13 protein-coding genes are annotated in these 14053 nt (G+C 72.1%); 6 read left to right on the top strand and 7 right to left on the bottom strand.

Features of this window, described 5'->3' with window-relative positions; all coding sequences use genetic code 11:
• Window positions 1–180 precede the first annotated feature (180 nt).
• From ABD52_RS22310 to ngcE, 4 genes are all read right to left on the bottom strand, one after another.
• Complete coding sequence (locus ABD52_RS22310) at window positions 181–759, bottom strand: hypothetical protein (RefSeq protein ID WP_047893103.1); 579 nt, start codon at window positions 757–759, stop codon at window positions 181–183.
• An 85-nt stretch (window positions 760–844) separates the two neighbouring features.
• Window positions 845–1789, bottom strand: a complete 945-nt coding sequence (locus ABD52_RS22305) for a carbohydrate ABC transporter permease (protein WP_013287343.1) — start codon at window positions 1787–1789, stop codon at window positions 845–847.
• Window positions 1786–2694 carry a carbohydrate ABC transporter permease gene (locus ABD52_RS22300; protein ID WP_013287344.1) on the bottom strand — a complete coding sequence of 303 codons (909 nt, stop codon included), beginning with the start codon at window positions 2692–2694 and terminating at the stop codon, window positions 1786–1788. The genes ABD52_RS22305 and ABD52_RS22300 overlap by 4 nt, the downstream gene beginning before the upstream one ends.
• A complete protein-coding gene (gene ngcE / locus ABD52_RS22295; RefSeq protein ID WP_013287345.1) occupies window positions 2694–4109 on the bottom strand; it encodes an N-acetylglucosamine/diacetylchitobiose ABC transporter substrate-binding protein in 1416 nt (471 codons plus the stop codon). The genes ABD52_RS22300 and ngcE overlap by 1 nt, the downstream gene beginning before the upstream one ends.
• Before the next feature lie 163 nt (window positions 4110–4272).
• On the opposite strand from ngcE, the gene ABD52_RS22290 reads away from it, so the two are divergent.
• Window positions 4273–5697: an acyltransferase gene (locus tag ABD52_RS22290; protein WP_047893102.1), complete on the top strand. Its 1425-nt coding sequence runs from the start codon at window positions 4273–4275 to the stop codon at window positions 5695–5697.
• A 3-nt stretch (window positions 5698–5700) separates the two neighbouring features.
• On the opposite strand, the gene ABD52_RS22285 is transcribed toward ABD52_RS22290, so the two are convergent.
• On the bottom strand, window positions 5701–6996 hold the full coding sequence (locus tag ABD52_RS22285; protein WP_013475958.1) for an aspartate aminotransferase family protein: 1296 nt from the start codon (window positions 6994–6996) through the stop codon (window positions 5701–5703).
• A gap of 103 nt (window positions 6997–7099) precedes the next feature.
• Between ABD52_RS22285 and ABD52_RS22280 the strand changes: the two genes are divergently transcribed.
• Complete coding sequence (locus ABD52_RS22280) at window positions 7100–8062, top strand: hypothetical protein (protein ID WP_047893101.1); 963 nt, start codon at window positions 7100–7102, stop codon at window positions 8060–8062.
• A 57-nt stretch (window positions 8063–8119) separates the two neighbouring features.
• Here the strand turns inward: ABD52_RS22280 and ABD52_RS22275 are convergent, their stop codons facing one another.
• Window positions 8120–8806, bottom strand: a complete 687-nt coding sequence (locus ABD52_RS22275) for a hypothetical protein (protein WP_030272723.1) — start codon at window positions 8804–8806, stop codon at window positions 8120–8122.
• 349 nt (window positions 8807–9155) lie between these two features.
• On the opposite strand from ABD52_RS22275, the gene ABD52_RS22270 reads away from it, so the two are divergent.
• The 3 genes from ABD52_RS22270 (at window position 9156) to ABD52_RS22260 (ending at window position 11254) form a co-directional block, all read left to right on the top strand.
• Entirely contained in the window at window positions 9156–9911 is a 756-nt protein-coding gene (locus ABD52_RS22270) for a TetR/AcrR family transcriptional regulator (protein WP_013287350.1), read from the top strand.
• Window positions 9912–10092: 181 nt separating this feature from the next.
• Window positions 10093–10722 carry a DUF6230 family protein gene (locus ABD52_RS22265; RefSeq protein ID WP_013287351.1) on the top strand — a complete coding sequence of 210 codons (630 nt, stop codon included), beginning with the start codon at window positions 10093–10095 and terminating at the stop codon, window positions 10720–10722.
• Window position 10723: 1 nt separating this feature from the next.
• Window positions 10724–11254, top strand: a complete 531-nt coding sequence (locus ABD52_RS22260) for a DUF6114 domain-containing protein (protein WP_047893100.1) — start codon at window positions 10724–10726, stop codon at window positions 11252–11254.
• Window position 11255: 1 nt separating this feature from the next.
• Here ABD52_RS22260 and murD read toward each other — a convergent pair whose 3' ends face one another.
• Entirely contained in the window at window positions 11256–12602 is a 1347-nt protein-coding gene (gene murD, locus ABD52_RS22255) for a UDP-N-acetylmuramoyl-L-alanine--D-glutamate ligase (protein WP_013475954.1), read from the bottom strand.
• Window positions 12603–12685: 83 nt separating this feature from the next.
• Between murD and ABD52_RS22250 the strand changes: the two genes are divergently transcribed.
• A complete protein-coding gene (locus ABD52_RS22250; RefSeq protein ID WP_047893099.1) occupies window positions 12686–14035 on the top strand; it encodes a hypothetical protein in 1350 nt (449 codons plus the stop codon).
• Window positions 14036–14053 lie beyond the last annotated feature (18 nt).

Genomic DNA, 14053 nt, shown 5'->3' with positions numbered 1-14053 from the left:
CGCCCACCTGACCCGCCCTGCTGGCCGCCCCGCCGCGCTGGCCCTGCCGCGCTGGCCGCCGCGCTGCGGCGGCCGCTGTTGGGTGGAACGCCATGGGTGTCAAAACGGCGGTTTGACACCCATGACGTTCCACTCGCGGCTTCCGGCAGTTCTCGGCGTGAGCCGGGGCGCTCCGGCTGATCAGTATCGGTCCTGCGAACCCGGCTGAGCCTGGTGCCAGCCCTGCGGGGCGGGCTGACCCGGGTGCCCCTGCGGCGCGGCGCCGTACGGTGCGGGCTGACCCGGGGCGTGCTGGCCCTGGGCAGGCGGGAACGCCGGGCCGGGCTGACCGTGCCCCGCCCCCGGGTACATGCCGGGCTGCTGCTGCCCACCCGGGTACTGCGGCGCGCCCGCGAACTGCTGCTGCCCGCCCGGGTGCTGCTGACCACCCGGGAACGACGGTCCGCCCGGGTACTGCTGGCCGCCCGCGAACTGCTGGCCGCCCGCGAACTGCTGCGCCGCGGCCTGCTCGCGCGCTTCCTTGCGTGCCTTCACCGCGCGCACGATCAGCAGGATCGGCAGCACGAAGACGTAGAAGAAGATCCGGTAGCTGTCGCCGTCGAAGAGGAACAGCAGATAGAAGCCGTACCCGAAGAAGGCCAGGCCGATCACCACGTTGAGGATCCGGGAGCCGGTCCCCTGTTCCTTGACCGCCACACCGACGGCGATCATCGCGATGCCACCGAGCAGCAGCAACAGCGTGTAGAGGAGGAAGAACATGAGATTCCTGTCGGTAGATGAGCGTGCCGGCCCACCCTAGGTCAGCTCGATCTTCCCCACTGTCCCGTTGCCTGTGGCAACCACCTCACTTGAGCTGCCCGGCGGTCAGTCCGGACTGGACCTGGCGCTGGAACGCCACGTACACCACGAGCACCGGCAGCACCGCGATGGTCAGGCCGGCGAACAACTGGGCGTAGTCACCGGCGTAGCCCTGGCTCACCGCGAGCGAACTCAGCCCCTGAGCGAGCATCCGGTCCTGGCCGTCGCCGGGCAGGAGCACCTGCGGCAGCAGGAACTGGTTCCAGTGGCTGAGGAAGTTGAAGATCCCGACACTGATCAGTCCCGGTCTCGCCATCGGCAGCATCACCCGGAAGAACAGCCGGAAGTGCCCACACCCGTCGATCAGCGCGGCCTCCGCCACCGACGTCGGCAGCGTCCGGAAGAACGCGGTCAGGAAGAACACGGTGAACGGCAGCGAGTACGCGGTGTAGACCAGGATCAGGCCCGGCCAGGTGCCGAGCAGACCGACGCTGCGGACCACGAAGAACAGCGGCACCAGCGCCAGGAAGACCGGGAACATCATGCCGCCGACGAACAGGTAGTAGACGACCTGCCGGCCGCGGAACTCGTACCGCGCGAAGACGTACGCGGCGGTGGCGCCGAGCAGCATGGTCAGGCTCAGCGAGCCGGCCACCACGACCAGGCTGTTGAAGAAGAACCGGCCGATGTGGGCGCTGGTCCAGGCGCGCGACCAGTTGTCGAACCGCAGCGCCTCGGGCAGCCCCCACGGCTCGGCGATGATCTCGCCGTTGCTCTTCAGCGAGCTGAGCACCATCCAGGCCAGCGGCAGGACGGTCATCGCCGCCCAGAGCAGCAGGAAGCCGTGCGAGAAGACGTTCGCCACGCCCAGCTCGCGGCGCGGCGGCCGGTCGGCGGATCGGCCCGCGCCGGCCGGGTGGGTCGCGTCGTCCGGGCGGGTCGTGCCGGCGGTCGTGGCGCCGGTCGCCGCACCGGGGTCCACTGTGGTCACGAGTACTCGATCCGATCGCGCCGGGCGGTGCGCAGCGCCAGCACCGCCACCGAGAGGGTCAGGAAGAACATCGCCACGCCGATCGCCGAGGCGTACCCGAACTTGTTCTCGCTGCCGAACGACGTGTCGTACATCCGCAGCCCGATCACGTCGGAGGAGAAGTTCGGTCCGCCGTTGGTCATGAGCTGGACCAGGATGAAGCCGTCCAGCGCGGCGATGGCGAGGTAGATCCAGGCCACCTGGATGGTGTCCCAGAGCAGCGGAATGGTGATCTTCCGCAGCATCGTGGTGCGGGACGCGCCGTCGAGCAGCACCGCCTCGTAGATGTCACGCGGGATGGCCTGCATGGCGGCGCCGAAGAGCACCACGTAGAAGCCGACGTTGCTCCACACCATCACCGCCAGCACGCACCAGAACGCGAAGCGCGGGTCGCCGAGCCAGGCCGGGGTGGCCAGCCCGACGGCGCGCAGGGCGCCGTTGAGCAGGCCACTCGTCGGACTGTAGATCTCCTTCCAGAGCAGCGCGATGATCACCACCGAGAGCACCTGGGGGAAGAAGTAGACGAGCCGGTAGACCGAGGTGCCGCGCACCCCGGTCACACCGGCCCGGCCCTTGCGGCCGCCCATGGTGAGCATGCTGGCGAAGAACAGGCCCAGCCCGATCGTCACCACCGGCACCACGGCGAGCAGGATCGCGTTGTTCTTCAACGCGTTCCACACGTACCCGTCGTGCAGCAGCGTGCGGAAGTTCGCCATGCCGACCGGGTCGGCCTGCGCGGAGTAGCCCATCCAGTCGGTGGTGGAGATCTGAAAAGCCTGGAGGTACGGCGACAGCACGAAGATGCCGTACAACGCCAGTGGTGGCAGCAGGAACGTGAGGATCAGGGGGAGGCGGCCCTGTCGCATCACGCGGACCGCTTGTACTTCTTGACCGAGTTGTCCTGGGCGATCGAGTCGGCGCCCTTCTGGCACTGGTCGAGGAACTCGGCCGGGGAGATCCGGCCGCTGAAGAACTCGCCGCAGGCCGCGTCGACCAGGTTGCGCTCCAGCTTGCGGTAGTAGTTGTTGTAGACCCAGTTGAAGCCGTTGGACCCGGACGCGTCGAGCGCCTTGACCACGGTGCTGAGCCCGTACGGCAGGTCGATGCCCTCGGTGGCGCCGGCGACCACGGGCAGGCTGGCGACCTTCTTGGTGAAGTCCTGGGCGCCCTTGCGGGACAGCATGGTGCGGAAGTACTCCAGGCCGCCGGCGACGTTGCGCGCCTTCGCCGGCACCATGAACGGCTCGCCCGCGGTGCCGCGGATCGCCTCGTACGGCAGCTTGTCGCCGCTGCCCAGGCTCGGCGTCGGCGCGACCGTCATGTTGAAGCCGGCCGGCGTGACGTCCTTCTGCTCGCTCTCCAGCCAGGAGCCGCAGGAGATGAACGCGGCCTTGCCCTGGCACCAGGCGGTCTGCGACTGCTTGTGGTCCAGGCCCGGGGAGCCGTCGAGGATGAACTTGTCCTTGACGATCTGGTGCCAGGCGTCGGCGGCGGTCTTCATGGCGTCCGACTTCCAGGCGTTCGGCTCCAGGTTGTCGATCGCCAGCGCCACGGACGGGCCGCCGAGCTTGATCGCGGTGGAGATCAGCGGCCAGCTCATGTAGCGGGGGTGCACACCGGCGTACGTCCAGGGGGCGATGCCCGCGGCCTTGATCCGGCGGCAGAGCGCGATGTGGTCGTCCCAGGTCTTGGCGTCCTCCCAGCCGCGGTCGGCGAACAGCTTGGTGGAGTGCCAGATGCCGTACACCGTGTAGGTGTAGTTGAGCACCAGGAACCGGCCGTCGTAGGAGCCGACCTCGACGGTGCCGGGCAGCAGCGTGTCCTTGACCGTCTTGCCGGGCGTGTCGAGGCTCGGCGCGGCGAGCAGCTCGCCCAGGTCGGCGAGCGCGTTCTGGGAGACCAGGCCGTTGAAGTCGATCTGACCGGCGCCGGAGTTGTTGACCACGTCCGGCGGGCTGCCGTCGACGAAGCGGGGCTGGAGCGTCTTGCTGATCTCCGCGGTGGCCGAGTGCTTGATCTCCGCCTTCGGGTAGCGCTCCTTGTACATGGCCTCGTGGGCCTTGGCGTAGTCCTCCCCGAACCCGCCGTTGAAGATCACCACCTCCAGCGGGGCGTCCTCGGCCACGCCGAGCGGGTTCTGCTCGCTCTTGGTGCCCTTGTACGCGCCCTTGTCGCCCTCGTCGCCCCCACCCGACGTGGCGCAGCCGGCGAGCAGCCCGGCGGCGGGGGTGGCCAGCAGACCGGCGGCGGCGCTGCGCCGTAGGATCTCACGCCTGTTCATCGCATCTCCTCGGTCCGGGTACGCGCGGTGAGCACCCTGTCGCTTGTCTTCACAAGACGCATTTCCAATGAAGAATTTCTACGACAGTGCGACGGGGACCACAAGACCTCTCGACCGATCCGTTATCCGTACCGGTCGGGCCCGGCTGGCCTAGCCTGAGCCCATGCGCCGCCTGCGGCAGCTCGCGCAACGCACGCCGCCGGGGCGGGAGCGCTACATCGACCTGCTCCGGGCGCTGGCCATCACCATGGTCGTGCTCGGCCACTGGGGTGTCACAGCCATCGGGTACGACAACGGCCGCCCCGCCGGCCACTCCGCGCTGGCCGACCTGCGCTGGGCCTGGCCGCTGACCTGGGTGGCCCAGGTGATGCCGGTGTTCTTCCTGGTCGGCGGCTACGCCAACGCCGCCTCGCTGGCCGCCCGCCGGCGCCGGGGCGGGTCGGCAGCCGGGTGGCTGGTGGACCGCAGCGCCCGGCTGGTCCGCCCCACCACCGTGTTGCTGCTGGTCCTGTCAGCGGGCGCGGGGATCGCCACGCTGCGCGGCGCCGACGCGGGGCAGGTGCGCACAGTGGTCTGGTTCGCCACCATCCCGCTGTGGTTCCTGGTCGCCTACGTCGCGGTGGTGGCGCTGACCCCGCCGATGTACGCGCTGCACCGCCGGTTCGGGCTCGCCGTGCCGACGGCGCTCGTGGTGCTGGTCGCGCTCGGCGACCTCGGCCGGCTCCTCGGCCCGGCCGCGCTCGCCGACGGCAACTACCTGTTCGGCTGGCTGGCCGTCCATCAGGTCGGTTTCGCCTGGTACGACGCCGCCCGGGCGGACGCCCGCCGCACCGGCGACGCGGCCGGCGCCGACGCGGCCGATGCTGGTGAAGCCGGACCTCGGGGCCTGTTCCGCCGCGGGCTGCCGCTGTCCGGCCGGGCCGGCGCGGTCCTGCTGGGCGGCGGCCTGGTCGCGCTGGTGCTGCTCACGGTGGCCGGGCCGTACCCGGTGGCGATGCTCCACGTACCGGGCGAGCGGCTGGACAACGCGGCACCGCCGAGCCTGGCGCTGATGGCCGCGGCCGCCGCCCAGCTCGGCCTCATCCTGCTGCTGCGACGCCCGGCCGGGCGCTGGCTGCGCCGGTCCGGCCCCTGGCAGGCGGTGCTCGCGGTCAACGCCGTGGTGCTCACGCTGTTCCTCTGGCACCTGACCGCCGCGGTGCTGCTCGTCGGCCTGTTGGACGCGCTCGGCGTGCTGCCTGCTCCCCCGGTCGGTTCGGCGGCCTGGTGGGCGTGGCGCGTACCGTGGCTGCTCGCGCTGGCCGCGGTGCTGGCCGTGCTGGTCGCCGTCTTCGGTCCGGTCGAGGCCCGCACCCGCCGCCCGGCCGCGACCGGGCCGGCCGGGGCGGGTGGCCGGCGGCTGCGCGCCGGTCTGGCCGTCGCCGGGTACGCGGGCGTGCTGCTCGGCCTGCTGCTGAACAGCCTCGCGCCCAAGACGGCGCCGGAGCCGCTGGGCCTGCCCGCCCCGGCGCTGGTGGCGTACCTGGCCGGGGCGGGTCTGCTGCGGCTGCTCAGGTCCGGACGGGCGGGACGGCGCCGGCCGGGTTGACGCTCACGCCTCGATCGAGGCGCGGATCGCGTCGACCATGATCGTCAGGCCCTCCCGGGCCTCGTCCTCGGTGAGCGTCAGCGGCGGGCCCATCCGGATCACGTTGCCGTACAGGCCGCCCTTGCCCACGAGCAGGCCGCCGGCCCGGCACGCCTCGAAGACGCGGGTGGTCAGCTCCGCGTCCGGCTCGACGGTGCCCGGGTGGACGAACTCGACGGCGAGCATCAGGCCCTTGCCGCGTACCTCGGCGACCTGCTCCAGCCCGGCGACGGCGGCGCGCAGGCCGTCGCCCAGGATCGCGCCGACCCGGGCGGCGTTGCCCTGCAGGTCGTGGTCGAGCAGGTAGTCGAGCACCGCGTTGCCGGCGGCGGTGGAGACCGGGTTGCCGCCGAACGTGGAGAAGCTGATCGCCGGCACCGACTCCAGCACCTCGGCCCGGCCGACCACCCCGGCGAGCGCGAACCCGTTGCCGATGCCCTTGGCGAACGTGAGCAGGTCCGGCGTCACGCCGTGCGCCTGGTAGCCCCAGAAGTGCTCGCCGGTACGCCCCCACCCGGTCTGCACCTCGTCGCTGATCAGCAGGATGCCGTGCTCGTCGAGCACCTTCTTCCAGGCGGCGAAGAGCCCGTCCGGTCCGTGCACGAAGCCACCGACACCCTGCACCGGCTCGGCGATCAGGCAGGCCACGTCGCCCGCGGTCTGGGTGGCGAGCACCTCGCGCAGGTCCTCGACCGCCGCGTCGACCCGGTCGGCGGCGTCGAGCCGGGCCAGCAGTCCGCGCAGCCGTTCACCGGAGTGCAGCCAGGCCACCTGCAACGGGTTGAGGGCGCTGGCCGACCAGCCGCGGTTGCCGGTGACGCCCATCGTCGCGTACGACCGGCCGTGGTAGCTGTTGCGCACCGCGAGGATCTGGTGCGAGCGCCGGTGGTTCGTGGCGACCAGCAGCGCGGCCTCGTTCGCCTCGGTGCCGGAGTTGGTGAAGAACACGCGGGCGTCCGGGATGCCGGAGAGCCGGGCGATCTTCTCGGCCAGCTCGACCTGCTGCCGGATCAGGTAGAGCGTCGAGGTGTGCACGAGCCCGGTCCGCAGCTGTCGCTCGACCGCCTCCCGGATCTCCGGGATGTCGTGGCCGACCATCGTGGTCAGCACCCCGCCGAAGAAGTCCAGATAGGTCCGGCCGGCCGCGTCGGTGACCCGGCGGCCGGAACCGGCGACGAGTTCCAGCGGTTCGGCATAGTAGAGCGGCATCCAGGAGGGGAGCACGGCCCGGTGCCGGGCCAGCAGGTCGTCGGAGGTCATCGGCGCACCCTTCAGCGGAGGTGGATCCCCGCACGCTCCCACCGCGACCGGGGCAGAAACAACTGTCCCGGGCGGTAGCATCCGCCGGGTGCGGACGGATCAGGTGACGCTGCCGGGCGGCGCGGCGGGCACGACGCGGGCGCAACTCCTGGCCGGGGTCCGGTCCTGGGTGGAGTCGGCGCCGGTGCGGCGTCTCGTGGCGCACTTCGGCGGTGACTGGCCCGGCGGCGACCTGGCTGCGGTGCTGGCCGGGCTGGACGCGTTCTCCGCCCGCCGCTGGGACTTCCGGCAGGGACGGGAACGCCCGGACGCCCGGGAGCCGGCGTTCGACCCGGCCACCGCCGGACTGGTGCTGAGCGCCGCCGCCGCGCTGGGCCTGGTCCGCGCCGTCGCGCCGGCCCGATCCGGGTACGCGCACCTGCTGGTGCTCGGCGGGCTGGCGCACGCCTGCCTGCGGCGTACCGCGTACGCGGCGGTGCTGGCCCGGACGGCGGCCGAGGTGACCGGCGAGGTGGCCGTGCTCGGCAGCTTCCGGCCGCTGTCAGCGGCCGAGTCCCGCACGCTCGACGCCGCCGGCCTGTCCGGCTGCGCCACCGAGGTGGACGTCCTCGACGCCGGGGTGCGGCTGGCGTTCGGGGTGGACGAGCCGGACGACGAGCGCGGCGAGCCGGCCGATCATCCGCACCGGGCCTGGTCCTCGCGCACCTACCGGCCGGCCGGGCTGCCCCCGGTACGGGTGCTCGCCGCGCCGTCGAGCGAACCGGACCGCCGTCGCGCGCACACCGCCGACACGCAGCGGTTCTGGGCCGAGCATGTGCGGCTGCGCGCGGACGACCCGGTGCTGATGGTGACCGCCCCGATCTACGTGCCGTTCCAGCACTGCGACGCGCTGCGGACGCTCGCCGTGCCGTACGGGTGCGGCATCGAGACGGTCGGGGTGGACCCGGCCGCACGTGCCGCGGTGGCCGTACCGGAGCCGACCCTGACTCCGGGCCGCTACCTCCAGGAGATCCGGTCGGCGCTGCGGTCGATGCGCGCGCTGCACGCGACGCTGACGGCCGGCTGAACCGGCGTGCGGGCCGGCGCCCGGCGAATCGCCGCGCACCGGCCCGAGAGCCGGGTGTCAGTTGACGTAGACCGCCGGGCTGCCGGTCTTGCTGGTGTCCTTCACCGGCGAGTACGACGCGGTGAAGTACGCGGTGCCGAAGCACAGCGACGGGCCGGAGAACTTGGTCAGGGGCTGGTTGGTGAAGCTGATCGAGTTGGTGGCGTTGGACGCCGTGCCGGTCAGCGAGTTCGTGCTGGTGCGGTAGACGCAGGTGATCGTGCCGAGCAGCGAGTTGAGCACGACTGTGCTCTGGATCGGCGCCGCCGTCGTCCCGGAGATCTTGACCACGCCGGCGCTGGTCACCGAGGTGGTGTACGGCAGGTTGTTGACCGTGACGCTCTGCACGCCGGTGGTGCCGAAGACGTTCGTCGTGCAGCTGGTGAACGACTGCGCGGTGAGGCTCTCGGTCGCGGTTCCGGGTGCGGTCGGGTTGGTCAGCACCTTGGCGCTGAAGCTGGACGCGGCGCACTTGATGCCGGTGGTGCCGCTGGTCGAGGAGTAGAACGTGGCGTTGGTGCCGCTGCGCAGGCTGGCCTGGATGACGTCGCCCACCGACACGGCGGTGCCGGCGACGGTCGGGTAGGTCAGCACGGCGCTGGCGAGCGAGGTGGAGGGTGCGGCGGTGGCGGGGGCGGCGCCGACCAGACCGGTCAGCAGCGCCAGGGCGGCGAGGCCCGCGCCGATGCGTCCGTACCTGGGCATGGTTGTTCCTTCCGGCGGTGGGACAGGAAACGGTGCCGGCGGCGTCCGGCATGGACGGAGCCGGTGGGCGCGGCGGCCGGGATCGGGCCGCCGCAGGTGGTGGTGCGCCGCTGCGGCCTCAGCGGGCCGGGCGGCGTGGCGCAGTGCGGCGACGCCGCGTCACCTGGATCTCTCCGGCCTTGGGGGGACGGGTGCGCGCGGCGATAATGGCAGCCATCCGGCCCTCCTTCGACGCGTTCGGGTGACCGACGAGAAGAGATCACCAGCGGTGACGAGGCGTGAACTGAGCGTGTCGAAAGTTATAAACCTCGGAGGGTCGTAAAGTCAACGCATCAAGAAAGGTCGATGAGTGACAGTCCCGAGCCCGCCGTCGCCGGCGCCCGTACCCCTGCCGGGTGCCCGCCACGGCCGCGACCCGGACCGCGCCATCAAGCGCGGCCCGCGACGCGTGCCGGCCGAGGAGGTGGCGGCGACCCAGCGCGACCGCCTCTTCGACGGGCTGGTCCGGGAGGTCGCCACCCGGGGGTACGACAACGCCCGGGTCAGCGACATCTGCCACGCCGCCGGGGTCACCCGGCCCGCGTTCTACGCGCTGTTCAGCGGCAAGCAGGACGCGTTCCTGGCCGCGTACCGGCACGGCATCGCGGTGGTGTCGCACCTGATGGAGGACGCCTACCGCGACGCCGGCCCGGACTGGCCGGAGGCCGCCCGGGCGGCGCTGCGCACGCTGCTCGACGTGCTGGCGAGCGTGCCCGCCTTCGCCCGGATGGCGCTGGTCGAGGTGGACGCGGCCGGCCCCGACGCACGCCGGGAGCGCGACGCGCTGCTGAGCAGCTTCCGCCGGTTCTTCGCCGACGCCGGGCCGGATCCGGCCGGCGTGGACCGGGACGCACTGTTGTCCATTGTGGTCGGCGGCATCCACGCCACCATCCGTGAGCGGGTGGCGCAGGGGCGGGCCGAGGAGCTGCCGTTGCTGCTGCCGGCGCTCACGTACGCGGCCACCGCGCCGTTCCTCGGCCCGCGGGAGGCGGGCCGTGTCGCCCGGGCGGCCCGGGCGGACGACGGCCCGGCCGCGACCGCGCCCTGCGCGCCCGGCCAGCCCTGAGTGGTGGAAAACCGCAGCGGTTTTTCACTTTGGCCGCTTTTGGCAAATACCGCCCAACGATCCGCTACAGGCAGTTGACCGCCCCTTTACTCAGCGGTAACTTCGGCCTGCGCCCCTCGGCGCACATCCTGCGAAGCCAATTCACATCGTCGCAGATGAATTGATCTCGAAAGGGGCCGGCATGTCGGAGCAGATCGAGCAGATCGAGACCGATCAACCGAGAAGCGGCGTACGCTGGCGCCGGTTCGCTGTCACGTTCGGCGCCGTGGCGGCCGGCGCGGCCGGCATGGTTGTGCTGACCGCGCAGGGTGTGCTCGGCGCGCAGTTCGCCATCTCGGGCATGCCGTTCACTGTCACCGCCGACAAGCTGGAGGGCACCGGGTTCGAGCAGTTCGCCACGCTCGACCAGATGATCCCGGACAGCCCCAACCAGGGCGACACCGGCGGGCAGGTGCTCGTGATCGTCTCGGCGATCGACAAGGCCGAGCTGACCAATCTCTGCCAGAGCATCAACCTGGGCGGGACCAACCTGCGGATCACCGCCGGCAATTCCGGCAAGCCGGTGACCGCCCGCACGCTCGTGGTCGACGGCGACGAGATCGCCGGTAACGCCTCCTTCAAGAACATCGACGTCGGGCAGGACGCCAGCACCGTCGACAAGGTCCCCGGGGTCAAGGGCAACCCGGGCGTGTTCGCCCAGCAGGCCGACACCGTGACCATCACCAACCTGCGGCAGAACAACTACGCCACCACCGCCGCCGTCTTCACGCTGCCCAACCTGCGCATGGGCTTCAGCTCCGAAGGGTGCTGACGTGACCGCAGGACAGCACTCGGCGCCCGCCGCCGGCGTCCGTACACGCTGGCGGCGCTGGCGCCGGGCGCGGCCGTTCACCGCCGGGCTGCTCATCGCGCTCGGCGGCGCGGAGATGCTCGTGACGCTGCGCGCGCCGCTCGGGGTGCTGCTGCACGTCGGGCCGCAAGGGCTGGCCGCGTACCTGGTCCCCCTGGTCCTGGTGATCTGCGGCGTGCTGCTGATCACCACGCCGCAGCAACGCGTCTTCTACGCGGTGCTCTCGCTCGTGCTCGGGCTGGTCTCCTGGCTCACCTCGAACCTGGGCGGGTTCCTGATCGGCATGCTGCTGGCGCTCGTCGGCGGCGCGCTCGCGTTCGCGTGGACGCCGGTCAAGCGGCGGGCGACCGACGTCGGCCCGGCGGCCGCGCCCACCGAGGTCGCGCCGGCACCGCGCGAGCCGGTCGACAACTCGGCGCCCACCGAGTCCCTCGACGCGATCCTGTCGGCCGAGCCGGGGCCGCCGCGGCACACGCGGGCGGAGCGCGGCTGACTCAGCGGGCGGTGTCGGCGACCGCCTGCGCGAACACCTCGGAGCGGTGCTCGAAGTTGCGGAACCGGCCGTAGCTCGGTGCCGCCGGGGACAACAGCACCACCCCGCCGGCCGGGGTGAGCTTGCGGGACAGCCCGACGGCGGCGACCAGGTCGTCGGCCAGTTCGGTACGCACCGACGGCAGCCCGGACAGCGCCTCCACGATGCGGGGGCCGCTGTCCGGCACGCCGATCACTGTGATCTCCCGGCCGGCCAGGTGCGCGCGCAGCGGGCTGTAGTCCAGCCCTCGGTCGGCCCCGCCGACGATCACGGTCAGCGGCCGTCCCTCGTACGCGTCGATCGCGTGCATGGCCGCGTACGGGCTGGTGGCGAGCGTGTCGTCGACGAACGTCAGCCCCGACGGGTCGGCGATCTCGGTGAGCCGGTGCGCCAGGCCCTGGAACTCGGCGACCGCCACGGCGAGGCTGTCCTTGCGCGCCACCACATCGACGCCGAGCGCGTCCAGCACCGCCAGCGCGACGCAGAGGTTGCCCTCGTTGTGCCGCCCGACCAGCGGCAGCACCGCGCGCGGGAACAGCGGCGTGTCCCGCAGGTGGAACCACTGCGTGCCGTCCGGCCCGGTGGCCACGTGCGTGGTGTCCGGCGAGCCGGCGCGTACCGCCGCACGGTCGCCCAGCTCCGCCGCCAGCCGCGGGTCGGCGCCGTTGACCACGACGGCGTGCGGGCCGTGCGCGATCAGGTTCAGCTTGTCCCGGTAGTACTCCCGCTCACCGCCGTGCGCGTCCAGATGCTCCGGGAACAGCGCGGTCACCACCGCCACCCGCGGCGAGTCGGTCAGGTCGGAGCACTGGTAGCTGGACAGCTCCAGCACGTACAGCTCCGCCTCGGGCAGGTCCAGCAGCGGCACCCCGATGTTGCCGCCGAACACGTTCGGCCGGTCCATCGCGGTGAGCAGGTGACTGATCAGGCTGGACGTGGTGCTCTTGCCCTTGCTGCCGGTCACCCCGACGGTCCGGTCCGCGTGGTCGGCCATCCACAGCGCGCTGCCCTGCGTGACGGGCACTGACCGGCGGCGCAGCTCCACCATCCACGGGTGGGTGTTCGGCACACCCGGCGAGCGGACCACCACGTCGGCGGCTGCGAGGCGTTCGAATCCCTCCTCGCCGGTGACGAGCGGCGCGGCGGCGGCCAGCGGACCGTCCCAGGGCAGGGTGAGGAAGTTGGCGCTGTCGTCGACGACGACCAGGCCGGCCGGCCCGTGCGCGGCGATCGCGGTCACCGCGGCCCGGCCCTCGCGGCCGGCACCCCAGACGGCGACATGACGTCCGCGCAGATCAGACAGGCGCACGGGCTCTCCTCGGACTCGGTCGACGGCGGGCAGGGTCCGGCCCAGCCGGACACGGACGGACGAACCAGGGCCTAGTATGGCGTGTGCCCAACGAGCAGCTGCGGCGGATGGACGCCTTCACCTTCCCGTCCTACTCGATCGACTTCGCCACCGGCGAGGTCCTGTTCGACTACGCCCTGACCGGTCCCGACGGCGAGCAGCGGTTCACCGAGGTGATCACGCTTCCGCTGCCGGCCGAGCCGGTCTCCGACGCCACAGCGGCCACCCTGGCCCGGGTGCTGGAGCTGCTGCACGTGGTCGCCGGCGTCAGCTACTACAAGGCCGCCGCGCCGCCCCGGCTGGTGCTGCCCGCACCGCTGGGCGCCGCCGCCGTCGCGCTGGTCACCGCCGTCTACACCAAGGGCCTCGCCGAGTACGCGTACCGCAACGAGCTGCCGCACGTGCTGGAACTGCGTCCCGAGGTGCCGTCGGGCACCGTGGACCCGGCGGTGCCGGTGGACAACTCCGACCGTCGTCCGCTGTCGGCGGTGGGCGGCGGCAAGGACTCCATCGTCACGCTGGAGGCGCTGCGCCGCGCCGGCCTCGACCCGGTGCCGTTCTCGGTCAACCCGAACCACGTGATCGTGTCGGTGAACGAGGCCTCCGACCTGGTGCCGCTGGCCGCCCGGCGGCGGCTCGACCCGGTGCTGTTCGAGCTGAACGCGGCAGGCGCGCGCAACGGGCACATCCCGGTCACCGCGATCAACTCGCTGATCGCCGTGGCCACCGCCGTCCTGCACGGGCTCGGCCCGGTGGTGATGTCGAACGAGCGTTCCGCGTCCGACCCGAACCTGATCTGGAACGGCCACGAGATCAACCACCAGTGGTCGAAGGGCGTCGAGGCGGAAGGGCTGCTGCGCGCGGCGCTGGCCGAGCACGCCGGGCTCACCGAGCCGTACTTCTCGTTGCTGCGCTCCCTGTCCGAGCTGCACATCGCCCGGCTGTTCGCCGAGATCGACCGGTACGACGCGGTGGTGACCAGCTGCAACGCGGCGTTCAAGCTGCGCGACGCGAGCGAGCGCTGGTGCCGCGACTGCCCGAAGTGCCGGTTCGTGTTCCTGGCCATGGCGCCGTTCATGCCCCGGGAGCGGCTGACCGGCATCTTCGGCGGTGACCTGCTGGCCGACGAGTCCCAGATCCCCGGCTACCGGGAGCTGCTCGGCATCGACGGGCACAAGCCGTTCGAGTGCGTGGGCGAGGTGGAGGAGTCGGTGGTCGCGCTGAGCCTGCTCGCCCAGCAGGACCAGTGGCGCGACGTCCCGGTGGTCCGCGCCCTGGTGGCGGCGCTGCCCGACACCGCGTGGCAGGCCGCGGCCACCTCCGACGTGTTCACCCCCGGCGGCGACAACTTCGTCCCCGCCCTCTACGCCAAGACCCTGACCGCCCTGGCCTGACCGCCCACACGTCATCGA

The sequence above is a fragment of the Micromonospora sp. RV43 genome (assembly GCF_001029515.1).
Lineage (GTDB): Bacteria > Actinomycetota > Actinomycetes > Mycobacteriales > Micromonosporaceae > Micromonospora > Micromonospora aurantiaca.
This window is presented reverse-complemented; position numbering and strand designations above follow the sequence as displayed.

Excerpts from the sequence above, each read along its gene's own strand:
- ngcE (WP_013287345.1), bottom strand. The coding sequence starts at position 4,109 with ATGAACAGGCGTGAGATCCTACGGCGCAGCGCCGCCGCCGGTCTGCTG.
- ABD52_RS22285 (WP_013475958.1), bottom strand. The coding sequence starts at position 6,996 with ATGACCTCCGACGACCTGCTGGCCCGGCACCGGGCCGTGCTCCCCTCC.
- ABD52_RS22310 (WP_047893103.1), bottom strand. The coding sequence starts at position 759 with ATGTTCTTCCTCCTCTACACGCTGTTGCTGCTGCTCGGTGGCATCGCG.
- ABD52_RS22290 (WP_047893102.1), top strand. The coding sequence starts at position 4,273 with ATGCGCCGCCTGCGGCAGCTCGCGCAACGCACGCCGCCGGGGCGGGAG.
- ABD52_RS22275 (WP_030272723.1), bottom strand. The coding sequence starts at position 8,806 with ATGCCCAGGTACGGACGCATCGGCGCGGGCCTCGCCGCCCTGGCGCTG.
- ABD52_RS22265 (WP_013287351.1), top strand. The coding sequence starts at position 10,093 with ATGTCGGAGCAGATCGAGCAGATCGAGACCGATCAACCGAGAAGCGGC.
- ABD52_RS22300 (WP_013287344.1), bottom strand. The coding sequence starts at position 2,694 with ATGCGACAGGGCCGCCTCCCCCTGATCCTCACGTTCCTGCTGCCACCA.